At 65.2% G+C, this 26,007-nt stretch carries 22 protein-coding genes and 1 riboswitch; of the genes, 7 read left to right on the top strand and 15 right to left on the bottom strand.

Going from position 1 to position 26,007, the window contains the following annotated elements; all coding sequences use genetic code 11:
• Positions 1–83 precede the first annotated feature (83 nt).
• Genes Q0672_RS06440 through Q0672_RS06425 form a run of 4 tightly spaced genes read left to right on the top strand, consistent with a single transcriptional unit; the run spans position 84 to position 1,915 of the window.
• Positions 84–389 (top strand): hypothetical protein, encoded by a 306-nt coding sequence (locus tag Q0672_RS06440; protein WP_298620885.1) that lies wholly within the window; start codon positions 84–86, stop codon positions 387–389.
• The gene (locus tag Q0672_RS06435; protein ID WP_298620883.1) at positions 386–715 is read left to right on the top strand and encodes a hypothetical protein; all 330 of its coding nucleotides are present in this window, start codon (positions 386–388) and stop codon (positions 713–715) included. Before Q0672_RS06440 ends, Q0672_RS06435 begins: the two co-directional genes overlap by 4 nt.
• On the top strand, positions 712–1,623 hold the full coding sequence (locus tag Q0672_RS06430; RefSeq protein ID WP_298620881.1) for a hypothetical protein: 912 nt from the start codon (positions 712–714) through the stop codon (positions 1,621–1,623). Before Q0672_RS06435 ends, Q0672_RS06430 begins: the two co-directional genes overlap by 4 nt.
• On the top strand, positions 1,610–1,915 hold the full coding sequence (locus Q0672_RS06425) for a hypothetical protein (protein WP_298620879.1): 306 nt from the start codon (positions 1,610–1,612) through the stop codon (positions 1,913–1,915). Before Q0672_RS06430 ends, Q0672_RS06425 begins: the two co-directional genes overlap by 14 nt.
• Positions 1,916–2,090: 175 nt before the next feature.
• On the opposite strand, the gene scpB is transcribed toward Q0672_RS06425, so the two are convergent.
• The 7 genes from scpB to Q0672_RS06390 all read right to left on the bottom strand — a co-directional run bounded on the left by scpB (position 2,091) and on the right by Q0672_RS06390 (position 7,898).
• Positions 2,091–2,681, bottom strand: coding sequence for an SMC-Scp complex subunit ScpB (scpB, locus tag Q0672_RS06420; RefSeq protein WP_298620877.1), 591 nt, complete (start codon positions 2,679–2,681; stop codon positions 2,091–2,093).
• Positions 2,659–3,429 (bottom strand): ScpA family protein, encoded by a 771-nt coding sequence (locus tag Q0672_RS06415; protein ID WP_153160498.1) that lies wholly within the window; start codon positions 3,427–3,429, stop codon positions 2,659–2,661. Before Q0672_RS06415 ends, scpB begins: the two co-directional genes overlap by 23 nt.
• A 142-nt stretch (positions 3,430–3,571) precedes the next feature.
• Positions 3,572–4,774: a tryptophan--tRNA ligase gene (locus Q0672_RS06410; protein ID WP_298620875.1), complete on the bottom strand. Its 1,203-nt coding sequence runs from the start codon at positions 4,772–4,774 to the stop codon at positions 3,572–3,574.
• Between the two features lie 6 nt (positions 4,775–4,780).
• Entirely contained in the window at positions 4,781–5,440 is a 660-nt protein-coding gene (locus tag Q0672_RS06405; RefSeq protein WP_298620873.1) for a site-2 protease family protein, read from the bottom strand.
• Positions 5,441–5,529: 89 nt separating this feature from the next.
• Entirely contained in the window at positions 5,530–6,153 is a 624-nt protein-coding gene (locus Q0672_RS06400) for an L-threonylcarbamoyladenylate synthase (protein WP_153160274.1), read from the bottom strand.
• Between the two features lie 18 nt (positions 6,154–6,171).
• Entirely contained in the window at positions 6,172–7,011 is an 840-nt protein-coding gene (locus Q0672_RS06395; protein WP_298620871.1) for a 3',5'-nucleoside bisphosphate phosphatase, read from the bottom strand.
• Positions 7,008–7,898, bottom strand: coding sequence for an alpha/beta hydrolase (locus tag Q0672_RS06390; protein WP_298620869.1), 891 nt, complete (start codon positions 7,896–7,898; stop codon positions 7,008–7,010). Before Q0672_RS06390 ends, Q0672_RS06395 begins: the two co-directional genes overlap by 4 nt.
• Positions 7,899–7,951: 53 nt before the next feature.
• Positions 7,952–8,043: riboswitch (glycine riboswitch) on the top strand.
• Positions 8,044–8,239: 196 nt separating this feature from the next.
• Between Q0672_RS06390 and gcvT the strand changes: the two genes are divergently transcribed.
• The 3 genes from gcvT (at position 8,240) to gcvP (ending at position 12,745) form a co-directional block, all read left to right on the top strand.
• The gene (gene gcvT / locus Q0672_RS06385; protein ID WP_298620867.1) at positions 8,240–9,322 is read left to right on the top strand and encodes a glycine cleavage system aminomethyltransferase GcvT; all 1,083 of its coding nucleotides are present in this window, start codon (positions 8,240–8,242) and stop codon (positions 9,320–9,322) included.
• Between the two features lie 51 nt (positions 9,323–9,373).
• Positions 9,374–9,751 carry a glycine cleavage system protein GcvH gene (gene gcvH / locus Q0672_RS06380; protein WP_298620865.1) on the top strand — a complete coding sequence of 126 codons (378 nt, stop codon included), beginning with the start codon at positions 9,374–9,376 and terminating at the stop codon, positions 9,749–9,751.
• Between the two features lie 102 nt (positions 9,752–9,853).
• On the top strand, positions 9,854–12,745 hold the full coding sequence (gcvP, locus tag Q0672_RS06375) for an aminomethyl-transferring glycine dehydrogenase (protein ID WP_298620863.1): 2,892 nt from the start codon (positions 9,854–9,856) through the stop codon (positions 12,743–12,745).
• An 82-nt stretch (positions 12,746–12,827) separates the two neighbouring features.
• Here the strand turns inward: gcvP and Q0672_RS06370 are convergent, their stop codons facing one another.
• The 8 genes from Q0672_RS06370 to Q0672_RS06335 form a co-directional block, all read right to left on the bottom strand.
• The gene (locus Q0672_RS06370; protein WP_298620861.1) at positions 12,828–13,592 is read right to left on the bottom strand and encodes a serine protease; all 765 of its coding nucleotides are present in this window, start codon (positions 13,590–13,592) and stop codon (positions 12,828–12,830) included.
• 13 nt (positions 13,593–13,605) lie between these two features.
• Positions 13,606–14,523, bottom strand: a complete 918-nt coding sequence (locus Q0672_RS06365; protein WP_298620859.1) for a transglycosylase SLT domain-containing protein — start codon at positions 14,521–14,523, stop codon at positions 13,606–13,608.
• Positions 14,524–14,537: 14 nt separating this feature from the next.
• Positions 14,538–15,818: a nucleotide sugar dehydrogenase gene (locus Q0672_RS06360; protein ID WP_298620857.1), complete on the bottom strand. Its 1,281-nt coding sequence runs from the start codon at positions 15,816–15,818 to the stop codon at positions 14,538–14,540.
• A 34-nt stretch (positions 15,819–15,852) separates the two neighbouring features.
• Entirely contained in the window at positions 15,853–18,636 is a 2,784-nt protein-coding gene (prsT, locus tag Q0672_RS06355; protein WP_298620855.1) for an XrtA/PEP-CTERM system TPR-repeat protein PrsT, read from the bottom strand.
• Positions 18,637–18,653: 17 nt separating this feature from the next.
• Complete coding sequence (gene prsR / locus Q0672_RS06350) at positions 18,654–20,021, bottom strand: PEP-CTERM-box response regulator transcription factor (protein ID WP_153160284.1); 1,368 nt, start codon at positions 20,019–20,021, stop codon at positions 18,654–18,656.
• A 4-nt stretch (positions 20,022–20,025) separates the two neighbouring features.
• Positions 20,026–22,122 (bottom strand): XrtA/PEP-CTERM system histidine kinase PrsK, encoded by a 2,097-nt coding sequence (gene prsK / locus Q0672_RS06345; protein ID WP_298620852.1) that lies wholly within the window; start codon positions 22,120–22,122, stop codon positions 20,026–20,028.
• Positions 22,123–22,210: 88 nt separating this feature from the next.
• Complete coding sequence (locus tag Q0672_RS06340) at positions 22,211–23,596, bottom strand: TIGR03013 family XrtA/PEP-CTERM system glycosyltransferase (protein ID WP_153160286.1); 1,386 nt, start codon at positions 23,594–23,596, stop codon at positions 22,211–22,213.
• 466 nt (positions 23,597–24,062) lie between these two features.
• Entirely contained in the window at positions 24,063–25,961 is a 1,899-nt protein-coding gene (locus tag Q0672_RS06335; protein WP_298620923.1) for a potassium transporter Kup, read from the bottom strand.
• Positions 25,962–26,007: the final 46 nt, after the last annotated feature.

Genomic DNA, 26,007 nt, shown 5'->3' with positions numbered 1-26,007 from the left:
CGCTTCCGCCTCTACCGCGCACTGCGTTGCGTCGTCGGCCCCGTGCTCGCCTTCCGACTCACACTGGCCGGGAGGGCGCAAGCATGAACGCACGCGCGCCCCGCCCATTTCTTCAACTCGTGGTCGACAACACGGAAGCGGCTGCCCTACGTGCCCGAAACCTCCAACTCGCCGACGACATCGAAACCATCTCCGATATCGCCCGCGGCGGCCGGATTGGCACCTTCGCGTGGATTATCGTGAGGCCGAACGGAGAGACCGAACAGGGCATTCTCGGAAAACAGGGCACCGACCTAACGGGAGTCCTTCGCGGCGCCAGAAACCTGCAGAAGATCGTTCAGAAACGGATCGACGAAGGCGCCAACGCATCGCAAGGGGCGCGGTTATGAACGCATGCCAATTCACCCCAGGGCCCTGGCGCCGCGTGGGGCACCGGACCATTGCCGCCGGAACGGGCGCCCACAGCGTCACCATCTGCGAGGTCTTCTCGTGGGGAGACTGCACCGAGGCGGACGGAAACGAAGCGCTGATCGCCGTGGCACCGGAACTGCACGCTGCCGCTGCGGCAGTCTTCAGCTTCATCGATGCCGGCTTCCTCACGGTCGGCATTCTGGCCGAAGACAACCTGGAACGCGTTGCAGCCTGTGGCCGTGCTATCGACGCCCTGGCCGCTACACTTACCAAAGCGCGAAGCGCCTCCGGGGGTGCATCATGACGGCGGGGGAACAGCTCATCACCTTCAAGCGCACCGAGCTGGAAACCCTGATCGGAGCAGGCCCCCTCGCCTTTCAGGCCTACGTGCTGCTGCGGTGGTGGATGGACTATCGCACCGGCATCACCGGGCGGCAGCGCCCCATCAGTCTTGCCATGCTCGCCGCCTACTGCGAAACCCACACCCCGCGGGGCGCGGGCCTGCAGATCGAGAAACCCACCGAGAAGAGTATCCGGGGCGCCATTGACCGCCTGGAGCGAACCGGCCTGCTGCACCGGCTCGCCGGAACACGGCTGGCATTCAGCCTTCCCATGGCCGCCGTCGCTTCCGCTCGCCCGATTCAAACCGGGCACGGTGCGGGCACGCGTTCATCCACAGAACCGGGCGGCTCAGAAACCAAGCGGAGAGCAGCTTACAGGCCTATACCTGACATGCAGTTCGCAGCCATCCAACAGCCGAACCGGGCACACATCAAGAATCATGTTTGTGAACGTGTACCGGGCTGGCTTGTGGATAAACTCGCCGCTGCCGGCATCCAGCCCGCCGGCGTACCTTCGGCCATCGACCACCTTGCCGAACTGGCGAACTCACCGGAGCACCTCGAGGACGCCATCCAGCGCGCCCGCCGATTACGCCAACGGGCCGGCAGCATCCAGGCGCTGAACACCGGACTCCTCCGCTCTATCCTGCAGGGGGCCGGGAACCATCCCGGGATCTGGATGAACGCCCTGCCGGCCACCCGGCAACGAGCGAACCGACAACCGCAAATCGACCCGCAAACCCCGCCACGTCCCGGTGAAAGCTGGGATGCGTACCGGCTGCGCCTTCATCGGAGCACGCCGAACGGTGAAGGAACATGCCAGCAAGACAGCCGGTCGCAACTTGAAGGGACGCCCCATGACCAACGATGACGAACCCGCATCGCAAAGCGAGGACACCGCCCAGAGCCTCTCGAAGGAACGAGCCGACGAACTGAAACGCGCCAATACAGCATTGCTTCAATGGATGGCAGAGCAGATCGTCAATGAGCTTATCGAGGAAGCACGGCTGCTGCCAAAGCCGGGCGACGAAGCCCGCGAAAGCCCGGCTACCCCCAAGCTGCAGAAGACGGCGGCTGGGCGCCCCGTGACGACGCCCAGCACGTCACAGCCCATCCATCCAGGCGCGGTCCCACCTCGCTGGAAACCGGAGTCCGAAACCTGAAAAGAGAAAGGGCGGTTGAGCCGAAACTCAACCGCCCTCCTGTCATCAACCGCCTGGTCGAATGAAAACCACCCGCCGAAAGATAAACGACACATCCCGCTAAATCAAGGGGAAAAAGCGTACACAGCGGGTACACAAGCGAAAAATTCGACCTCACAGCAGATCGAAACAAAACTTAATTCACTGTTTTTTCTGAGTTTTCCGAAACAGAGCCGGGGATCTCTACAAGATCCATGATCCTTTCGATTTCAGTCAGCGGAGGCAGCTCGGTCAGGCTTCGCAGCCCGAGGTCCTCCAGGAATTTTCGGGTCGTGGCATACAGGCCCGGCCGACCGGGGGTATCCCGATGACCGACCACATCCACCCACCCTCGCGACTCGAGGGTCTTCAATACATTGGTCGAGACCACCACGCCACGGATGTCCTCGATGTCACCCCGCGTCACAGGCTGCCGGTAGGCGATGATCGCCAGGGTTTCCAGCACCGCGCGGGAATACTTCGGTGGGCGCTCTTCCTTCAGGCGGTCAAGATAAACCTGATACTCGGGCCGGGTCTGGAAACGCCAGCCGCCGGCCGTCTGGATGAGCTCGACGCCCCTGCCCTGCCAGTCGTCGGCCAGTTCGCCCAACAGCCGCCGGATGAAGTCGGGGCCGGGCTCTTCGTCAAAGAGCCGGCGCAGTTCGCTCACCGACAGGGGCGCAGGCGCCGCCAGCAGGGCCGTTTCCAGCACCAGCTTGAAGGCTTCAGTCGATTCCGGCTGCACCATCGGCACGTTTCACATAAATCGGCGCAAAGGCCTCGTTCTGGGTGACCACCACCAGGCGCTCCTTCACCAGCTCGAGGGTGGCGAGAAAGCTCACCACCAGGCTGGGTACGCCCAGGTCGGGGTCGAACAGGGATTCGAACACAACAAAGGTGTCGTCCCGCAGTTTTCGCAGGATCAGCGTCATGTGCTCGCGCACCGACAGCTCTTCCCGCTGGATCGTGTGGTGCCGCTTGAGGCGGCTCTGGCGGGCGATCTTCAGCCACGCCAGTTGCAGGTCGTGCAGGCTCACGGCCGGCAGACGCTCGACGACCTTCTCGGCCACGAACACCCCGACCCACTCGAAATCCCGCTCCACGCGGGGCAGTTCGTCTAGGCGCGCGGCGGCAAGCTTGACCTGTTCGTATTCGAGCAGACGACGCACCAGCTCGGCACGGGGATCGAGTTCCTCGGCTTCTTCGGCCCGCGGCGGCCGGGGCAGCAGCATGCGCGACTTGATCTCCAGCAGCGTCGCGGCCATCAGCAGATAATCGGCAGCGAGCTCGAGATTGTGCTGGCGCATCGCCTCCACGTATTCCAGATACTGCACCGTCAGCGGTGCCATCGGAATGTCGAGGACGTTGATGTTGGCCTTGCGGATCAGGTAGAGCAGCAGGTCGAGCGGGCCTTCGAAGGCATCAAGGAACACCTCCAGCGCATCGGGCGGGATGTACAGATCCTTCGGCAGATCGAAGATCGGCTGGCCGTACATCCGGCCGATGACGGCTTCGATGGGCTCGGCGGGCGGCGCCAGATCGAGCGGCGCCGTCACGGCTGGTCAACCGCCGCGCAGGCTAACACGCCGGACGCAGGGCTCCAAGGCATAAATCCGCGTCCGGCCAATCCCTGAAACATCAGCTGTAGCTCAGGCCCATCGCGTCGCGGACTTCGCGCATGGTTTCCTGGGCGAGCTTGCGGGCCTTGTCGCAGCCGTCGGCCACGATGCTGCGGACCAGGCTCGGGTCGTCGAGATAGGGCTGGGCGCGCTCGCGCATCAGGTCCTGCTCCTTCAGCACCGCGTCGATGACCGGCTGCTTGCACTCGATGCAGCCGATGCCGGCGCTGATACAGCCCTGGGTCACCCACTCGCGGGTCTTGTCGTCGGAGTAGATGACGTGGAACTGCCACACCGGGCACTTCTCCGGATTACCCGGATCGGTGCGCCGCACGCGGGCCGGATCGGTCTGCATGGTGCGGATCTTCTTGCCCAGGGTGTCGGCCTCTTCGCGCAGGAAGATGGTGTTGCCGTAGGACTTGGACATCTTCTGGCCATCGAGGCCCGGCATGCGCGAGGCTTCGGTGAGAAGCGCGCCCGGCTCGACGAGGATCATCTTGCCGCTGCCTTCCAGGTAGCCATACAGGCGCTCGCGGTCGCCCAGCGAGAGGCTCTGGGCCTCTTCGAGCAGCGCCTTGCCGAGGGCCAGGCCCTCTTCGTCGCCGTTCTGCTGGAAGCGGGTGCGGAACTCTTCGTACAGCTTGGCACGCTTGCTGCCGAGCTTCTTGATGGCTTCTTTCGCCTTGTCCTCGAAGCCGGGCTCGCGGCCATACATGTGGTTGAAGCGGCGGGCGAGTTCGCGGGTGAACTCGACGTGGGGCAGCTGGTCCTCGCCCACCGGCACCTTGTCGGCGCGGTAGATCAGGATGTCGGCGCTCATCAGCAGCGGGTACCCGAGGAAACCGTAGGTGGTCAGATCCTTGTGGGAGAGCTTCTCCTGCTGATCCTTGTAGGTGGGCACGCGTTCGAGCCAGCCCTGTGGCGTCATCATGGACATCAGCAGGTGCAGCTCGGCGTGCTCGGGCACGCGGGACTGGATGAAGATGGTTGCCTGGGACGGATCGACGCCGGCGGCCAGCCAGTCGACGATCATCTCCCACACGCTGCCCTCGATGCCCTTCGGGTTGTCGTAGTCGGTCGTCAGGGCGTGCCAGTCGGCGGCGAAGAACAGGCAGGGGTACTCGGACTGCAGCTTGACCCAGTTTTTCAGGACGCCGTGGTAGTGGCCGAGGTGGAGACGCCCGGTGGGGCGCATGCCGGAGAGGACGCGTTCAGCGAACATGGGATGTCAAAGTCCAATAACGGTTGCGAGAGCAAAACGGAAAAGGGCCACCAGCGGCCCGAGGATGTCGCCAAGGATACCGGTTAGCAGCAGGAACAGCAGGATCGGAAAACCATAGGGCTCGATCTGCGCAAACTTGTAGGCCGGGCCCGGCGGGAGCAGGCTCACCGCAATCCGCCCGCCATCAAGCGGCGGCAACGGCACCAGATTGAGGAACATCAGCACGGCGTTGATCTGCATGCCGGCGTCGGCCATCTTGGCCATCGGCAGCGCGTAGGCGTTGTCGGGCATCCCCACCGCCACGCGGAACAGCAGCGCCCAGCCGATGGCCATCACCAGATTGGCGAAGGGACCGGCGGCAGCCACCCACAGCATGTCGGCCTTGGGGTTTCTGAGGCGGCCAAAATTGACCGGCACCGGCTTGGCCCAGCCGAACAGCATCGCCCCGGCGCCCACGAGGCTGCTGGTGATGAGGATAAGGCCCGGCACGAGGATCGTGCCCACCGGGTCGATGTGGCGGATCGGATTGAGGCTGATCCGGCCGGCGAGCTCGGCGGTGCGATCGCCAAAATGCCGTGCGGCATAGCCATGCGCCGCCTCGTGCAAGGTGATGGCGAACAGCACGGGCAGCGCCCAGATGGTCAGCGTGACGATGAGTTCTTGCATGGAATTGGTCCGAGCGGGGGCACGGATTCTACCAGAGCCGGCCCGCCGGCCCCGCTGAAACCCGGAACTTCTCCAGAGCCGGCAACAACTTACAACCCGAAGGGGGCGAGACTGCCCCGCCCTTCGCGCACCAGCACCGGGCTTCCGCCGGTCAGATCGATGACCGTGGTGGCCTCGCCGCGGCAGGGGCCGGCTTCAATGATGAGATCCACTTCCTTCTCGAGGCGGTCGCGGATGTCTTCCGGATCGGTGAGCGGATGCTCGTCGTCGGGCAGAAGCAGCGTGGAACTCAGCAACGGCTCGCCGAGCTCGGCCAGCAGCGCCGACACCACGGGATGATCCGGCACCCGCAGGCCGATGGTCTTGCGCTTGGGGTGAAGCAGCCGGCGCGGGAGTTCCTTGGTGCCTTCGAGGATGAAGGTGTACGGGCCCGGCGTGGTGGCCTTGAGGAGCCGGTACTGGCTGTTATCCACCCGGGCGTAGGTGGCGATCTCGGACAGATCGCGGCAGATCAGCGTGAAGTGATGCCGCTCATCCACCCCGCGGATGCGGCGGATGCGCGCCAGCAGCGCGTTGTCGCCGGTGTGGCCGCCGAGGGCGTAGGCCGAATCGGTGGGAAAGGCGACGAGACCGCCGCCGCGCATGATCTCCGCCGCCTGCTTGATGAGGCGGGGCTGGGGTTGCTCGGGGTGAAGCGTGAAGAACTGGGCCATGGTGAAGAAACGGGACTTTCAGATCAGACGCGACCACACGGGCGTGAGGTCGGGCGGCAGCGGAGGCGCCCGACCGAGATCGATCGGGCTGTCTTCCGGGCCATGGAAATCGGAGGCGCGGGAGGCCATCAGGCCAAACTTGCGCGCCATCCGCGCAAAGGCGAGCACCTGCCCGCCATCGTGGGCGCCGCAGGCAACCTCGACGGCATCGCCGCCCAGCTCGCGAAACTTGTCAAAGAGGATGTCCATCTCGACATGGGACAACCGGTAGCGGCCCGGGTGGGCAATCACCGCCAGCCCGCCGGCACCCTTGATCCAGCCGACGGCATCCTCCAGCGTCGCCCACACGTGCTCCACATAGCCCGGTTTGCCGCGGGCGAGGTAGTGGAGGAACACGTCGTGCACATTCTTGGCGCAGCCGGCCTCAACCAGAAAACGCGCGAAGTGCGCCCGACTGATGAGTGCCGGGTTGCCGACGTAGCGCAGTGCGCCTTCGAGGGCACCGTGGATGCCGATGCGGTCGAGCTCGGCGGCAATTTTTGCCGCCCGGCCATCACGGCCGCTGCGCACCTGATCGAGCCCGGCGATGAGCGCCGCGTTGGATGGATCAACGCCCAGCCCGACGATGTGCACCGTCTGGTCCAGCCACGACACCGACACCTCGACCCCGGGCACGAATCGCAGCCCCAGCTCGGCCGCGGTGGCGGCAGCCTCGGGCAGACCGAGGAGTTCGTCATGATCGGTGAGGGCGAGCAGATCGACCCCGTTGGCGTGCGCACGGCGAACCACGGCCGCGGGCGCCAGGGTGCCGTCCGAAGCGGTGGAGTGACAGTGAAGATCAGCGTTGACGGCGTTCATGATCCCTTGGACAGCAGAAAATCCTCGATGATCCGGGCGGTCAGGCCCGGCTGGTCGTGATGCAGGTTGTGGCCGCTGTCGGCCACGTCCACTTCACGAAAATCCCGGAAGGCGGCCCGCGCCTCGGCGTGGGCTTCGTCGGTCACGCCAAGCCGGCGGCGCAGGTCGGGCTCAGCCGGCTCGACCCACAGGGTTGGCGCCGTCACCCGTCGCCACGCGGCCAGGGCCTCGGCGCGCCGGTACAGCACGGCGTTCACGCGACGATGGGCCGGATCGCCAGCGAGGCGGATACCGCCCTCCCCGTCCGCCTCGCCCAGGTGCTCGGCGAGAAACGCAGCCTTGTCGGCATCGAGGCGGGGGTTGTCGGCCTGCAGACGGGCGGCCAGCGCGGCACGATCCGGGTAGCGCCGGAAGCCCGCCGGGCGTTCGAGATCATTGAGCCACTTTTCCAGCCGGCCTGGGGCGTTCTCCGGCGGGTTGTCGGCGAGCCCGAAGGCGTCCAGCGCCACCAGCCGGGCAACCCGCGCCGGCCTCACGCCGGCATACAGGCAGGCTACGTTGCCGCCCATGCTGTGACCGACCAGCCGCACCGGATCGACCGGCGAACAGGCGCGCAGGATCGCGTCCAGATCGGCGACGTAATCGGGAAACCAGTAGGCGTCGCCGCCATTCCACTGACTGAGGCCAAAACCACGCCAGTCGGGGGCGATCACATACCAGTCTGCCTCGAGGGCATCGACCACAAACTGGAACGACGCCGAGACGTCCATCCAGCCATGCAGCAGGAACACCTTGGGCGCACCTTCCTCACCCCATTCGCGGAGGTGGTAGCGCAGGCCGCGAACGTCGAGGTGGTGGCTGCGGGAAGGGCGTCGGATAAGGGTCATCCCTAGAAGTTTAGCAGACCCTTGCCGTAGGCCATGCCCGGTGGTAAGGTGCGCGCCGTCGTGTGGGAGAGTGTTCGCGCAGCTGCTGCGAACCGCCGAAGGCGCAACCCCCGGAACCGCTCAGGCAAAAGGACCGCCGACGAATCAACAATCTGGAGAGTGATGCCGCCCGTTATCCGTGCCAGCCACGGCCGGCCGCATCCACCGAAGGGGCACGCAGCCGTCTCGAAGCACCGCTGCAATCTCTCAGGTACAAAGGACAGATGGGGCCGACGCGATTTCCGAATCGCGTCGGCCCCATTGCTTTTCTACACTGGAACGATTGCCCACCGGAGAACACGATGACCCAGCGCACCCCTCTTCACGCCACCCACGTCGCCGCAGGCGCCCGCATGGTCGATTTCGCCGGCTGGGACATGCCGGTGAACTACGGCTCCCAGATCGAGGAACACCACGCCGTCCGCCGCGACGCCGGCATGTTCGACGTCTCCCACATGCTCGCGCTGGATCTCGTCGGCAGTGGCGCCAAGGCCTTCCTGCGCGGCCTGATCGCCAACGACGTGGCCAAGCTCACCGAGCCGGGCAAGGCGCTCTACAGCTGCATGCTCAACCCCGAAGGCGGCGTGATCGACGACCTGATCGTCTATTTCCTCTCCGACACCGAATACCGGGTGGTCGTCAATGCCGGCACCGCCGACAAGGACGTGGCCTGGATGCAGCAGCAGCTCGCCGCCACCGGCCTCGCCGCCACCCTCACGCCCCGCCGTGATCTGGCGATGATCGCCGTCCAGGGCCCGAACGCCCGCGCCAAGACCTGGGCCGCCATCCCGGGCTCCGAAGCCGCCTCGGCCGGCCTCAAGATCTTCCAGGCCGCCGCCTTTGGCGACATGTTCATCGCCCGCACCGGCTACACCGGCGAAGACGGCTTCGAGCTCACCCTGCCGGCCGATCAGGCCGCCGCCACCTGGGACGCCCTCGTCGTCGCCGGCGTCAAGCCCTGCGGCCTCGGTGCCCGCGATACCCTGCGCCTCGAAGCCGGCATGGCCCTCTACGGCAACGACATGGACGAGACCGTCTCGCCGCTCAATGCCGGCCTCGCCTGGACGATCGATTTCAAGGACGCCAGCCGCGACTTCATCGGCAAGGCCGCGCTGCAGGCCAACCCGGCCAGCCAGCAGATCCTCGGCCTCGTGCTCGAAGACAAGGGCGTGCTGCGCGCCCACCAGCATGTCTTCACCGCCCAGGGCGAAGGTGAGACCACCAGCGGCACCTTCTCGCCGACCCTCGAAAAGGCCATCGCCATGGCCCGCCTGCCCCTGGGCGTTGCGCCCGGCGATGCCGTCGAGGTGGACATCCGCGGCAAGCGCCTCAAGGCCCGGGTGGTTAAAGCCTCTTTCGTCCGTAACGGCAAACCCCTAATCTGATGCGTCCCGCATTGCTGCGCCTTCAACCATTCTGACCAAGGAAATCTCACCATGACGACCCCCTCCGAACTGCGCTACACCGAATCCCACGAATGGGTCCGCACCGAAGCTGACGGCACCCTCACCGTGGGCATCACCGACCACGCCCAGCAAGCCCTCGGCGACGTGGTCTTCCTCGAGCTACCCGAAGCCGGCCGCGTCGTCACCGCCGGCGAGAGCATCGCGGTGATCGAATCGGTCAAGGCCGCCTCAGACATCTACGCCCCGGTCGCCGGCGAGATCATCGCCAACAACCAGGAAGCAGTCGACGCGCCGGAATCCGTCAATGCCGACGCCTACGCCGCCTGGCTGTTCAAGATCAAGCCGGCCAACGCCGCCGACGTATCGGCCCTGCTCGACGCCGCCGGCTACGAAGCCGCCATCGGCTAAGTCGCAGCCCGGATCGGGAGCGTGCCCCGGGCGCGCCCCGATCCACCCGCTGCCGCTTGTCATTGCTGTAACCCTTGCCGTAACCCAACCCGAGTTTTCCCCATGTCGAAGACGCTTCTCTCCGCCCCGCTCGCCACGCTCGAACAGGGCGACGACTTCATCCGCCGCCACCTGGGCCCCTGTGCCTCCGAGCTGCCGGCGCTGCTCGCCGCCGTCGGGGTCGACTCCCTCGACACCCTGATCGACCAGACCGTGCCGGCCGGCATCCGCCTGCCCGCGCCGCTGGCCATCGGCGAACCGACGCCCGAGCACGTGGCGCTGGCCCGCCTGAAGGCCATCGCCGGCAAGAACGTGCTGAAGAAGTCCCTCATCGGCATGGGCTACTACGACACCATCACGCCCAAGGTCATCCTGCGCAACGTGATGGAAAACCCGGGCTGGTACACCGCCTACACGCCTTACCAGGCCGAGATCGCCCAGGGCCGCCTCGAAGCCCTGCTGAACTTCCAGCAGATGGTCATCGACCTCACCGGGCTCGAACTCGCCAACGCCTCGCTGCTCGACGAAGCCACCGCCGCCGCCGAAGCCATGGCCATGGCCCGGCGCATCTCCAAGGTCAAGAGCCAGGCCTTCTTCGTCGATGAAGGCGTCTTCCCGCAGACCCTCGACGTGGTGCGCACCCGCGCCGACTACTTCGGCTTCGAGCTGATCGTCGGCCCGTCTGCCGAGGCCGCCCATCACGATGTGTTTGGCGCCCTGCTGCAATACCCCGACGAGCGCGGCGTGGTGGCCGATATCGCCGCCCCGATCGCCGGCCTCAAGGCCAAGGGCGCAGTGGTAGCTGTCGCGTCCGATCTGCTGGCGCTCGTGCTCCTCAAGTCGCCCGGCGCGCTCGGCGCCGACATCGCCCTCGGCTCGGCCCAGCGCTTTGGCGTGCCGCTCGGCTTCGGCGGCCCCCACGCCGCCTTCTTCGCCACCCGCGAAAGCCACGTCCGCTCCATGCCGGGCCGCATCATCGGCGTCTCCAAGGATGCCCGCGGCAAGACTGCCCTGCGCATGACCCTGCAGACCCGCGAGCAGCACATCCGCCGCGAGAAGGCCAACTCCAACATCTGTACGTCCCAGGTGCTGCTGGCCAACATGGCCGGCATGTACGCCGTGTATCACGGCCCGGAAGGCCTGCGCACCATCGCGGCGCGCGTCCATCGCCTCGCCGCCACCCTGGCCGAAGGCCTGGGCCAGGCCGGCTTCGCGCTCGCGTCCGACAGCTTCTTCGACACCATCCAGGTGGAAACCGGCGCCCGCTCCGCCGAGATCTACGCCGCCGCCCAGGCCGCCGGCTTCAACCTGCGCCACGTGGACGGCCACGCCCTCGGCATCGCCATCGACGAGAAGACCACCCGCGACGACATCGCCGCGCTGCTGGCCGCCTTCGGCGCCACGGCCGATGTGACCGCCCTCGACGCCACCGTCGCCGCCCGCGGCGGCAACCTGCCGGCCGAGCTGCTGCGCGACGACGCCATCCTCGCCCACCCGGTGTTCAACACCCACCACACCGAGCACGAGATGCTGCGCTACCTCAAGCGCCTGCAGAACCGCGATCTGGCGCTGGACCACTCGATGATCTCCCTGGGCTCGTGCACCATGAAGCTCAACGCCACCAGCGAGATGATCCCCGTCACCTGGCCCGAGTTCGCCGACATCCACCCGTTTGCCCCAGCCGACCAGACCGCCGGCTACCTCGAGATGATAGAAGGCCTCGCCGCCCAGCTGCGCGAGATCACCGGCTTCGACGCCATCTGCATGCAGCCCAACTCCGGCGCCCAGGGCGAATACGCCGGCCTCGTGGCGATCCGCCGCTACCACACGGCCCGCGGCGACCACCACCGCACCGTGTGCCTGATCCCCAAGTCGGCCCACGGCACCAACCCCGCCACCGCCCAGATGTGCGGCATGGACGTGGTGGTCGTGGCCTGTGACGACAACGGCAACGTCGATCTGGCCGACCTCAAGGCCAAGGCCGAGCAGCACGCCGACAAGCTCGCCGCGCTGATGATCACCTACCCGTCCACCCACGGCGTGTTCGAGGAAGCCATCCGCGAGATCTGCGCGACCGTGCACCAGTACGGCGGCCAGGTTTACATGGACGGCGCCAACATGAACGCCCAGGTCGGCCTCACCTCACCCGCCACCATCGGCGCCGACGTGAGCCACATGAACCTCCACAAGACCTTCTGCATCCCCCACGGCGGCGGCGGCCCGGGCATGGGCCCGATCGGCCTGAAGGCCCACCTCGCACCGTTCATGGCGGATCACGTGGTGGCCGCCACCGGCAGCGAGGATCGCCCCAATGCGGGTCAGGGGGCCGTGTCGGCCGCCCAGTTCGGCTCGGCCAGCATCCTGCCGATCTCGTGGATGTACATCACCATGATGGGTGGCCGCGGCCTCAAGCGCGCCACCGAAGTGGCCATCCTCAACGCCAACTACGTGGCCAGCCAGTTGGCAGCGCACTACCCGGTGCTCTACACCGGCAGCCAGGGCCGCGTCGCCCACGAGTGCATCCTCGACATCCGCCCGATCAAGGCCGCCACCGGCATCTCCGAGGTGGACATCGCCAAGCGCCTGATGGACTACGGCTTCCACGCCCCGACCATGTCCTTCCCGGTGGCCGGCACGATCATGGTCGAGCCCACCGAATCCGAGGACAAGGGCGAACTCGACCGCTTCATCGACGCGATGGTGGCAATCCGTAGCGAGATCCGCGCCATCGAGGAAGGCCGCCTGCCCGCCGACAACAACCCGCTCAAGAACGCGCCCCACACCCAGGCCGACTTCCTGGGCGACTGGGACCGCCCCTACTCCCGCAGCGAAGCCGCCTTCCCGCTGGCGTGGGTCGGCGACAACAAGTTCTGGCCGAGCGTGAACCGCATCGACGATGTCTACGGTGACCGCAACCTGTTCTGTTCCTGCGTGCCGATGGACGAACTGGCCTGATCTGCCAAGGCATAGAAAAGCCCGGGGTCTTCTGGACCTCGGGCTTTTTTACGTCGGTACGGCACGCTTGGCGTGGAGTAGCTCAGGGTGCAAGCAGCGTCTTCACGAAGGCCGCGGGAATCGCGTAGGAGATGCCCGACGGCGAGGTCACAGCCGACTCCTTGCCGCCCTTGATGAACACCATGCTGAGCACGCCCAACACCTCGCCGGAGGTGGCATCGAACATCGGGCTGCCGCTGTTGCCCGGGTAAGAGATGAGATCCAGCTGGATCACCGAGTAGCCCCCCGCCGCCAGACGACGCACGGCCGCGCCATCCAGCTGCTTCGCGGTGGAAACCGGCTGGCCGATCGGGGTGATCGCCGAGACGATGCCCTTGTGGGTCACCGGCACGATGCCGATACTGCCCCCGAGGGGAAAGCCGGTCACGGCCACGTCCTGCCCGTCGCGCACGGAGCTGGAATCCCCCAACCGTAACGCCGGCATCGGCGGCCCGTCGAAACGCAACACCGCCAGATCGTGATCGAGATCGATCGACTCCTTGGTGATCGGCCGGGCCGTGACCCGTCCCGCACCGGATAGTGCCATCACCAGCTTCTCGTCATCGCCCAGATCGGGCATGCCGACCACGTGGGCGTTGGTCACCACCTGATTACCGTTTCCAGCCACAAAACCGGTACCCAGAAACCGGAAACGAGGGTTGCGCGTGGGCGACAGCGTACCGATCGCCACTATCGAGCGCTTGACCGACGCCACGGTATCGGGGAAGTCAGCCCTTGCCGGCGGAGCAACAACGCAGGCGAGCGCCATCACCCCGGACATCAGCGAACGGGAAAATCGGAAACCCATCGGGCTCACCTCACTAATTGACGGCCTTGATCGCAGAGAGCGCAGGCGATGCGTTTACGAGTCGCGCATCGAAGGGATGTTCCGTCCGCGGGAAGAATTCGAGGATGCGTCGGACGTAAGCCTGGGTTTCCTTGTACGGGGGCACGCCCCGATAGCGGTCCACCGCGCCTTCACCGGCGTTATAGCCGGCCACGGCCAGCGCCACATTGCCCCGGTAGTAGGCCAGCAACCAGCGCAGATAGGCAAGCCCGCCCTTGATGTTCTCCACCGGGTCGTAGCTGTCCTTGACGTTGAAACGGCTGGCCGTCTCGGGGATAAGCTGCATCACACCCATCGCGTTCTTGGGCGACAGGGCATTGGAATCGAAATTGGACTCGGTCGTCGCGATGGCCAGCGCCAGCCGCGGCTCGATCGAGAAGCGCGGCGCCAAGGTGGTGATCAGCTCGACCATCTTCTTCTTGCGCTCGGGCAGCGACGCCAGATACTTTCGGGAATCCCAGTTATCGCGGATCGAGAACGCCCACTCGACGCTGTGCGCCTTCAGGCATTCGGGCACCGCGCCGGTGTAGTCGCCGGCAACCCTACGGGCCTTTCCGGCGCCTTCGTGCCCCTTGAACACCGCCATCTCGAACAGCGTCGCGGCGATCCCGTCGTCCCGGGGCACGCCGCGGCCATTCGCGTACATCCAGCCCAGGCTGTACATCGCCTCGGCACTGCCCGAACGGACCGCCTCGCAATACAGCTCGGCCGCCCGTTCGGGATCACGGGGGACGCCTTCACCGTGCTCGAAGGCCAGCGCCTGCTCGACGATCTGCCGGGCATCGGTGGCCTGTGCTTCGAACTTCGGCTCGGCCGCCTGCACGACGCGCGCCCCGCCTGCCAGGCTCGCACCCAGCAGGACGATGGAAAGCAGCTGCTTCACGCGCGTCATGCCCCGGGGCCCGCTTACAGACGCCAAACCTTGGCGCCCGCCGCTTCGATCTCGGCCGGGTCGTAGAAGCTCTTCACGTCGGTGAACACGCCGTTCGGCACCAGCTTGTCGCACAGCTTGGCCACGCCCATCTCGGCGTATTCCTTGTGGGCCACGGCGGCGACGATGGCACCGGCCTTCGGGAGCTTGTCCCAGGCGGTGAGGCTCACGCCGTACTCGTGCTCGGCCTCGGCAGATTCGGCCACCGGGTCATGCACGTGCACCTTGACGCCGTAGCTCTGAAGCTCGCGGATCACGTCGATGACCTTGCTGTTGCGCAGGTCGGGGCAGTTTTCCTTGAAGGTGAGACCCAGCACGATCACGTCGGCGCCCTTGATGTTGAGGCCGTTCTGGATCATGGTCTTGACGGTTTCTTCGGCGACGTACTTGCCCATGCTGTCGTTGATGCGACGGCCAGCCAGGATGACTTGCGGGTGGTAGCCCAGCATGTCGGCCTTGTGGGTCAGGTAGTACGGATCGACGCCGATGCAGTGGCCACCGACCAGGCCCGGACGGAAGGGCAGGAAGTTCCACTTGGTGCCGGCGGCCTTGAGCACTTCGAGGGTGTCGATGCCGATCTTGTGGAAGATCACCGAGAGTTCGTTCATCAGGGCAATGTTGAGGTCGCGCTGGGTGTTTTCGATGACCTTGGCGGCTTCGGCAACCTTGATGGAGCTGGCCGGGTAGACGCCGGCGGTGATCACCGAGGCGTAGGTGTCGGCGACGATCTTCAGCGTCTCGGGCGTGTCGCCGGAGACGACCTTCATGATCTTGGTGACGGTGCGTTCCTTGTCGCCCGGGTTGATCCGCTCGGGGGAGTAGCCGACGTTGAAGTCCTGCTTCCACTTCATGCCCGAGAACTTCTCGAGGATGGGGATGCACACTTCTTCGGTGGCGCCGGGATACACGGTGGATTCGTAGACGACGATCGCGCCCTTCTTCATGTACTTGCCGACGCTCTCGGACGACTTGACCAGCGGGGTGAAGTCCGGCTGGTGGGCGTCATCCACCGGGGTGGGCACGGCGACGATGATGAAGTCGGCTTCGGAGATCACCTTCGGGTCGGTGCTGCAGGTGAGATGCACAGCGGCCTTGAGGTCTTCGGTGGCGACTTCGCCAGTCGGGTCCACGTGGCGGGCGTAGGCGTCGACCTTCTCCTGGTGAAGGTCGAAACCGACGGTTTTCACTTTCTTGCCGAATTCAACGGCGAGGGGCAGGCCAACGTAGCCGAGGCCGATAACTGCAATGGTGGTCATTTCGGAGATCCTGATAACGAATGTGAAGACTTGATCAGAGGGTCGCGCGGATCTTTTCGATCTCGGCGGCAACTGGGGATTTTTCGGGGGCGCTGCGCTGGGCTTCGTCCAGCTCCTTGCGGGCACCGTCCTTGTCGCCGCTCTTGATGAGGGCGCGGGCAAGGTTGATGCGCAGCTGCGGCAGCTTGGGCCCGAGGCTCACGGCCTTCTTCAGCGTCTCGATGCCCTTGGCGGTGTTGCCGCTGTCCATCAGCAGCGTGCCGAGGGTGTCGAGCACCACCGGGCTGTTGGGGGCCAGGGACACGGCCTGCTCGGCCACGCTGACGGCGCTCTTGTCGTTGAGCTTGCCCAGCGCCCACGCCAGGTTGTTGAGCAGCATGGCGTTCTTGGGCGCCATTTCGAGCATCTGGCGATACTGCTGGACGGCCGATTCATACTTCTGCTCGGACAGGCTGCGCTCGGCGAGATACGTGCGGATGACCATATCCTTCGGATTGGCCTTGACCCAATCGGACACCAGCTTCGCGGCTTCCTGCTCCTGGCCTGCGGCCAGCCGCGCGGAATGCACGCGGATCAGCGACTGCGGGCTCTTGTCGCGCTTGAAGGCTTCGGAGTACGGCCCGACGGCATCGGCAGACTTGCCCATGGCGGAGAGGGCCTCGCCTTCGAGCAGGAAACCGACCGACGATTCGCCGTGCTGCTTCTGCACGTCCCTGGCCACTGCGATCGCCGCATCGCCACGCTTGCTCTGGAGCAGCAGCGAGATCAGGCGCTGCTGGGCCTCGACGGCATCGGGCTTGAGCGCCAGTGCCTTGCGAAGGCTCTGTTCGGCACTGGCGAAATCCTTGGCCGCAACCTGCAGGTCGGACATGGCCACCAGCGGCGCTACCGAATTCGGCATGCGGGAGCTCAGCTTGCCGAAGGTCGTGAGGGCCTGCTGGTTCTCGCCGGCGGCCACCTGGGCGCGGGCAAGGAGTTCAAGCAGGGCCGGATCGTCCGGCGAGCCGGCCTGGGCTTCCTGGGCCAGCAGCAGCGCGCGCTTGGTGTCACCCGACTGCGCCAGCATCGCCACCAGCGCGGTGCGGATCGGCAGCGAGGTCGGCACGGCGGTCAGGCCCTTTTCGAGCAGCGCCTGGATGTCCTTGTTCTGACCACCGGTCATGGCCTGGAGTTCGGCGTACTGCATATAGCCCTGGGCCACCTTCGGGTTGGCGGCAACGAAGGTCTCGAAGCGCTTGCGGGCCGCATCGATGTTCTTGTCGGCCATGTCGAGGCGGGCAAGGTTGCTCACCGCCGGCAGGAAGTCCGGACGCAGTTCGAGGGCCTTCTCGAAGGCCTTGCGGGCACCAGCCGTATCCTTGCTGGCGAGCAGCACGCCGCCCTTCATGTTGTAGGTGACGGGATCGTTCGGCTTCTTCTTCTCGAGGGTCTGAACTGCGGCAACCGCCTTGGCCACTTCGTTGCGGCGCAGGTGGGCCATGATCAGGGTGATGTCGGCCTGGATGTTGTCCGGATCGAGGGCAGACGCGGCTTCCAGATCCTGGAAGGCCTGGTCGGCTTCGCCGCCGACAAGGCGCGAGACGCCGAGACGGGTGCGGTACTGGGCGTTCTTCGGATCAGCCTGGGTGGCGCGCTGGAAATATTGCTCGGAACGGTTGAAGTCACCGTTCATCGCATAGACCTGACCGGCGAGGTTGAGCACGGCCACGTCCTCGACCTTGTCCTTCAGCAGCGGCTGGAGCGCTTCGAGGGCGCGGGACGGCTCACGCGTGCCGATGTAGGCGGTCACGAGCAGGCGGCGGGCCATCTGCAGATTGGGGGCGCGCTCGATGACCTTCTTGGCGTTTTCCTGGGCCTGGACGAAATCCTGGCGCTGCAGTTGCAGGGTGGTCGCCAGCAGGAGAGCCGGGATGTAGTCGGGGGCCACGCGCAGCACCTGCTGCACGCCGTCGTAGGCTTCCTTCGCCTTGCCGCTGCGCAGATTGATGTAGGACTGCAGATAGACCGCCATCGGGTGACCGCCGAGGGCCTTGCGCATCTCGGTCACCTTGGCCTGGGCCAGGTCGACCTTGTTCTGGCGCAGCAGCACCGAGATGAGGTTCTGGTAAGCACCCACATCGGTGGGCTTGGCGGCAATCACCGCCTCGAAGGCCGGAATCGCTTCTTCAACGCGGCCCATGGTCAGCAGCAGGTCACCGCGCAGGGAGTGGGCTTCAGGCAGGGTCGGCGCATCCTTCAGCACCGCATCCACATCGGCCAGCGCGCCGTCGAAGTCGCGGCCGATCGCCCGCAGGCGGGCCAGGCCCACACGGGCAAGCGGGTAGTTGGCCGATTCGCGCAGGGCCGAATTGAAGGCTTCGCGGGCCTCGTCGATCTTGCCCTTGCCGATCAGGTTGGTGCCCTGCATGGTGAAGATGGCAGCCCGACTCTCGGGCTTCTCGAGCCGACGGTTGGCGAGCTCGGTGGCGATCTTGTCACCCTGGCCGGTGGCGACCAGCGCCTTGGCCAGCAGCGGCACGACTTCATCGGGCGAATAGCCGGCATCCAGCGCGCGGCTCAGTTCCTTTTCGGCACCGGCGTAGTCGCCCTGCTCGTAGTTGATCTTGCCCAGCAGGAAACGGGCTTCGCCGAGGTTGGCATCTTTCTGGAGCGCGTTCTTGAGCTGGATCGACGCCGCGTTACGATCGTTCTTGGCGATGTATTCCTTGGCGGACGTGACCATGGATTCGGTACTTGCACCGCATGCAGCCAGAAGGAAGGCGCAAAGGGTGCTGATGGCAGCATTCCGCACGGTACGGCGTTGATTTTGAACACGCATTAGCATGGTTCCTTGAGTCACGTTGAAGTCTCTTTCTTGATTCCGAACCGGTTCATCAGATCGTAGAGCGTCGGACGGCTGATTCCCAGCACCTCCGCCGCCCTGGCCACGTTGCCATTGACCCGGGCCATCACCCTGACCACCGCACGTCGTTCGGCTTCCTCGCGGACGACACGCAGGTTGAGGGCTTCCAGTTCTTCGTCGGGATTGACGTCAAGGCCGATGTCCTCGGCCGTGATGCAGTTGCCGTCGGCCATGATGACCGCGCGCTTGATCGCGTTCTCGAGCTCTCGGATGTTACCCGGCCAGCGATGGGTTTCGATGCTGTGGACGGCGTCGTCCGTGAGGGTCATCGCACCACGCCCGTGATCGCCCGCAAAACGCTGGACGAAGGCATGAGCCAGCAGCACTGCATCGCCGTCCCGGTCGCGCAGGGCCGGGATATCGACCACGATCTCGGCGAGGCGGTAGTAAAGGTCTTCCCGGAAACGGCCGGCCTGGATCAGGCCCTTCACGTCCTGGTGGGTGGCGCAGATGATGCGCACATCCACGGGGATTTCCTCGCGTCCGCCGATGCGCTCGATCACCCGCTCCTGCAGGAAACGCAGCAGCTTGGCCTGCAGCGGCATCGGCAGATCGCCGATTTCGTCGAGGAACAGCGTGCCCTTGTTGGCCACTTCGATCTTGCCGAGGGTCTGCTTGACCGCGCCGGTGAAGGCGCCCTTCTCGTAGCCGAAGAGTTCGGATTCGAGGAGGTTTTCGGGAATCGCCGCACAGTTGATCGCCACGAAGCGCTCGTTGCGCCGGGGCGACAGCTCATGCAGGCCGCGGGCCAGCACTTCCTTGCCGGTTCCGCTTTCTCCCAGCAGCATGGCCGTGACGTTGGCGGAAGCCACGCGCTCGATGAGGCGGCACACCTTGAGCATGCCCGCGTCGCGGGTGATGAGACCCGACAGGGCGCTGCCCTGCTGGATCTTCAGGCGGCGGTTGTCCTGCTGCAGATCGTAGAGGCGCAGCGCGCGATCGAGGGTGAGCGCCAGCAGCTCGGGCTCGAAGGGCTTGGCGAAGAAATCGTAGGCACCCATGCCCACCGCACGCACGGCGTTCTCGCGGTCGTGCTGCCCGGTGAGGACAACCACCTTGGTGTCGGGGGCCAGCGCGAGGATTTCGCCCAGCAGCTTGAAGCCTTCCGTCACGTCGTCCGGCGCGGGCGGCAGACCCAGGTCCATCGTCACGACGGCAGGTTCGTAGCGCCTCAGCTGCGCAATGGCCTCTTCACGATTGTTGGCAACCACCGTCTCGTACTGATCGAAGGCCCAGCGCATCTGTTTCTGAAGCGCCGGATCATCCTCGACGATCAGCAAAGTCCTGCGTTTATCAGTCATATCCCTATTCTGCTACCGCTTTGTTACCGGCATTCTGAGCGTTCGCGGCAATGGGCAACCTGATCTCGAAGCAGGTTCCGACACCCACCTCGCTCTGAACGGTCAGATTGCCACCCAGTTCCTGAACATATTGGTGCGCCTCGTAGGCGCCAATCCCCATTCCGCTCGCCTTCGTTGTCTGGAATGGCTTGAAAAGCTGGTCCCGGATGAATGCGGTCGACATGCCCGACCCGGTATCCCGAACGGTGATGCACGCCTGATTACCCTCCTGGGATAGCCGTACTGACACACTACCATGCTCCAAAGTAGCGTCTAGGGCATTTTGCACGATATGCCCAAGGATACGTTCGAGTCGTTCGGAATGCGCAAAAACTGCCAGCTCCGGCGCCCCTTCCTCAAAGGTGGGGCACGGACGGAACATCCTTTTCGACTGGACGATGTGCTCGAGCAACCCCTTCAGCAAGACCGGCTTGCGCTGGTTGATCGGGGTCTTTTCCATCAGCTGGGCCATCAGCCCACGCATCCGCGATTCCACATGCCGGACGGTGTCGAGCATGTCGGCCTGGAACTCCGGATTGTCCTTGTGTCGCTCGGCATTGCGAAGCATCAGCGACATCTGTGCAACAAGATTCTTCAGATCATGGACCACAAAGGCCGACATCCGGTTGAAGGCGTCGAACTTCTGGGCCTCGAGCAGGGCTTCGGTAGCCTGCATCCGGGCAAAATAGCTGGCGGCCTGCCGGCCCGCCATCTTGAGCAGATCCAGGACTTCCCAGTTCACATCCACCGGCGTGCGCGGGGTCAGCAGCACCACAAAGCCCACCAGCACGCCCGACGAGATCAGCGGCACGATCAGCCACATGTCGGCGAGCTCGGACGCCCACTCGGGCAGCGGCGCCGTCACATCCGGCGAGAAACCGCTGCGGGCCTCCTGCAGATTGACGATCCACTCGCGCTCCAGCATGAAGCGGGCAAAATCGGAATCCTCCCGCTCCTGCAGGCCATAGTGCGGCATGTTGAGCCGCGCCTGCTGGCTGAAGCAGCCGTTGGCATCCCGCAGCCACACGCCACCACCCGGGCTCTCGACCAGATCGGCCAGCGCCTTGACCACCGATTCGCCGAGGCTGAGCCCGTCCCCCGCCACCGACAGGGCCTGGGTCACGCCCAGCCATTCGGTGCGGTAGTCGTACCGGTAGGCGAAGAAATGCTTGGCGAGGAACACCCGCAGCCGGGCCCGGAAGGCCCCGGAGAAGAACACCACCCCCAGGAACAGCACGCCACCAAACAGCAGCGCCAGCTGCAGCGCCTCGCCCCACTCGCCACCGAAGTAGCGCATGTAGTAGCCGGCGCCGGCGATGATCAGCAGGTACAGGCCCGACCCGGCTAGCGCGGTGGAATGGAACACCACGTGCCGCGAGACCGAGATCCGGAAGGTCCATTCCGGATTGCGCGACGCCGATACCGCCACCAGCGGCAGCGCCAGGGCGTGAGCAAAGCCGCGTACCCCCCAGATCACCGGGTGGATGCGGCTGAACAGCAGCATTTCGGAGTACAGGTAGACGTCAAAGGCGAACAGCCCGCCCAGCGCCAGCACCAGCGGCTTGACGCCCCAGCGGGAGCGCTCGATGACCGCCCGGTAGAAGAGTTCCAGCAGCACCAGGCCGAACACCGCAGTCATCAGCGCCGTGGCGGCCCAGGTGCGCAGCGGCGTGCCGTACAGCGGCACACCCAGGGTGAAGCAGATGACGCCGATCGCCCCGAGGCTGACGATGGCCAGCATGCCCGGCTTGGGCCACGCCGGCAGCCCGGAGTCGGGCCCGTCGCCCGAGGCCTGGGAGAGCATGCTCAGGAGGAAGCCGAACCACGCCCCCATGCGCAGCACATCGAGCAGATTGGCCAGCTGGAACATCCAGACCCAGCCCGAGGTGGAAAACACCCAGTTCGCCACCGCCCACAGGGCACTGGCCACCACCGCCGCGATCAGCAGGATGCCCTGCCGGCCCCTGCGCCAAGCCACGCCGAGGTAAAGCGCAAACAGCCCGTGCAGCACCGCAGCAAAGGCGTAGCTCCACGCCGAGACCTGCGAAAGGATTGATTCCATCGAGCCTCAATAAAAGCAGACGCTCCCGGCAAGGGGAGCGTCCTGGGTTCAGACCATCCCCTGCCGGGGAACGCGACGCCTGAATGTTTTAGTGTGCACCGTCTCCGGTCAGGACAACCCGCACCGTCTCGAACAGGACCACGGTATCGAGGAACAGGGTGTGATTCTTGACGTAGTACAGATCGTACTGCAGCTTGTTGATCGCATCATCCACCGACGAACCGTACTGGTAGCGGACCTGAGCCCAGCCAGTCACGCCCGGCTTGACGCAGTGGCGGACGGCGTAGAAGGGAATGTCGCGGGTGAGCTGATCGACAAAGAAGGGACGCTCCGGACGCGGGCCGACGAGACTCATGTCGCCCTTCAGCACATTGAACAGCTGCGGCAGTTCATCAATGCGGCACTTGCGGATGAAACGGCCGACGCGGGTCACGCGGTCATCGTTGGCGGTCGCCCAGCGGGGCTTGCCGTCACGCTCGGCATCCCGGCGCATGCTGCGGAACTTGGTCACCTTGAAGAGGCGGCCACCCAGGCCGACACGCTCCTGGCGGTAGAACACCGGCGCGCCGTCCTCGATCACGATCAGGAGCGCCGCAAGCACCATCACCGGCGCAGCAAGCACCAGCAGGAGCAGCGACACGAAGATGTCGAACACGCGCTTGACCAGCGTGCGGCCCCAGCCCTGACGGAAGCCTTCGCCGTAGATCAGCCAGCTGGCACGCAGGGAATCGATGCGCACCTGACCACGCACACGCTCGAAGAAGCTGGAGAGGTCGAGCACCTTGATGCCGGCCATCTTGCAGTCGAGCAGCTCACGCAGCGGAATGGCACCACCGCGACGCTCCTTGACCGCCACGATGATTTCATTGACGCGCAGGTGATTGGCCGCGGCAAGCAGGTTGCCATCGAAATGGATGACCCGCTTCGGATCGATGCGAATCTCGTCGCCGGCGCCGGCAGGGTAGAAACCCACCACCTGAAGGCTGGAGTTGGCGGGATGGGTCAGCGCATGCTCGACGGCTGCGGCGTCAGACCCGGTCCCGATCACCATGATACGTTTCACAAAAACCCCTGCACCCGTCCGCCGGGCAGTGAAACCACGGACGGCGACCACGAAACCAAGAAGGGCGATCACGTTGAGTTCAAGCGCCTCATGTGCGAACTCGCCCCACGGAAGGACCTGAAATATACCGTAAGCCACGGGAACGCTCAGCACGATCGACATGCCGACACGCATCAGGGTCTGCCGGAAATCCGAGCCGAAACCCGCCCGATACAGGCCAAGGGCGCCGTTCAGGATCATCATGGTCACCGCGAAGGCAAAGGCCGACGGCACCACAGTCGCCACCAGGCCACCATCCACCCGGGCCTGCAGCACGAACACGACAACCACCGCCACAAAGAGCAACAAGGCGTCAAAGACCAGTCGCTGGATCGTGCTGGACGGAACGTAATGATTGAAGAGTTTGAGCATTCTGAGCACCGGCCGCCCTTGAAGGACAGCCTCCCATGCAAATTTGATCAAGCCGAGTGGCGGACAACTCAACCACAAGCCCCTACGAAAACCGCTTTTCCGAGCGGCCAGGAACGGCTACCGGACATGCCAGGCACGCGACGCATACTTGCAAAATGCGTGAAAATTCGTGCAGTCGAACGATAGCGCTTAAGTACCCTGCCTCCTGTGATGCCCGTCACAAGGGGGATGACTTCGCCGACCCGACGTTCTACCACAACAAAATATCACCATCGAGACACCCGCCCGATTTACGGTCGGAAACACATCCAAAATGAACCGGCCGGCAACGGCAGACAAGGCAGCGTCCCGCGCTTCCTCGCCCGACGACCCGGACCGGTTTCTGGCCGACGTTAAAGCCTGTCAGCACCAATTATTATAACGTCGTAATGCCCGCTTTAGGTACTCTGCCAGTTGTCTAAAATTGTCAAAGCTCGACCTGCGTACCGAACTCGACCACCCGGTTGGGCGGGATGCTGAAGAAGTCGGCGGCGCTGTGGGCGTTCCGGAACATCAGGATGAACAGCCGGTCCCGCCACAGGGTGAGCGGCGAGGTCTTGCGCGGAATCAGCGTCTCCCGTCCAAGAAAGAACGAGGACTCCATCAGCTCGAAGGGCAAGCCCTGATCGGCGCACATCGCCAGCGCCGCCGGAATGTCCGGGTCGTCCTTGAAGCCGTAGCGCACGAACACCCGATAGAAGCCGAAATCGAGCTCCTCCACCCGCACCCGCTCGCACACAGGCACGCACGGGATGTCCTCGGTCACCACATTCACCAGCACCACCCGGGCGTGCAGCACCTTGTTGTGGAGCAGATTGTGGAGGAGCGCCCGGGGCACGCCGTCCGGCGCGGTGGTCATGAACACGCCGGTGCCTGGCACGCGCAACGGGATATCGTGGAACATCGACTGGATGAACAGGGCCAGCGGCATGGTGTCCTGGCGCATCCGTTCAGCCAGCGCCTCGCGGCCGCGCTTCCAGGTCATCAGCAGCCCGTGCACGCCCAGGCCCATCGCCAGCGGAAACCACCCACCGTCGAAGATCTTCACGCTGTTGGCGCTGAAGAACGCAAAGTCGACGATGAAGAACAGGATCAGGAAGCTCACCGACGCCAGCCAGCCCCAGCGCCACAGGGCCCGCACCACCACGAAGGCGAGCAGGGTGTCGATCATCATCGTGAGCGTCACCGCGATGCCGTAGGCCGACGCCAGCGCGCTCGACGAATGGAAGCTGATCACCAGCGCCACCACCGCCCCCAGCAGCATCCAGTTCACGTTGGGCACGTAGATCTGGCCAATCTCCCGCTCGGAGGTGTGGATCACGTGCATCCGCGGGGAGTAGCCCAGCTGGATCGCCTGCTTGGTGAGGGAGAAGGCGCCGGAGATCACCGCCTGGGACGCGATGATCGTCGCCAGCGTGGCGAGGCCCACCATCGGCAGGATCAGCGCGTCGGGCACCAGATTGTAGAAGGGGTTCTTGACCGCAGTCGGGTCGTCGAGGATCAGCGCGCCCTGCCCCAGGTAATTGAGATACAGCGCCGGAAACACATAGCCGAACCACGCCATCTTGATAGGCCGGCGCCCGAAGTGGCCCATGTCGGCATACAGCGCCTCGCCGCCGGTGATCGCCAGCACCACCGCCCCCAGCGCCAGAAAACCGTGCCACTGGTTGTTGGCGAAGAAATCCATCGCATAGACCGGATTGATCGCCCGCAGCACGTCCGGATGGCGGGTGATGTTGACCGCCCCGAGCACCCCGAGGGTGGTGAACCAGAACAGCATCACCGGCCCGAAAACCGCCCCGACCTTGGCCGTGCCCTTGCGCTGGATCAAGAACAGCCCGGTGAGCACCGCCAGGGAGATCGGCAACACGTAGGGCCGGAAAGCTGGCGTGGCCACTTCAAGGCCCTCGACCGCGGAGAGCACCGAGATCGCCGGCGTGATCACCCCGTCGCCATAGAACAGCGCCGCCCCGAACAAGCCCAGCGCCGCCATGCCCGCCCCCAGCCGGGGCGAGTTGTTGGTGCGCAGGGCCAGCGAGGTGAGCGCCATGATGCCGCCCTCGCCCCGGTTGTCGGCCCGCATGATGAACACCACGTACTTGAGCGACACCACGATGGTCAGCGCCCAGAAGACCAGCGACAGGATCCCGATCACGTTGTCCGGCGTCACCGGCACCGCGTGGGGGCCGTTGAAGACTTCCTTCATTGTGTACAGGGGGCTCGTGCCGATGTCCCCGAATACAACACCCATCGCCGCCAGCGCAACGGGCAACACCTGCTCCGGCTTTGCGTGGGTGTTTTGTCCTTCAGCAAGCACCGTGGACATCCAGACCTCCAGAATCTGCACGGGCCCGCCAGTCATGCGCGGGCGC

It is taken from the genome of uncultured Zoogloea sp., assembly GCF_937894855.1.
Classification (GTDB): Bacteria; Pseudomonadota; Gammaproteobacteria; order Burkholderiales; family Rhodocyclaceae; genus Zoogloea; species Zoogloea oryzae.
This window is presented reverse-complemented; position numbering and strand designations above follow the sequence as displayed.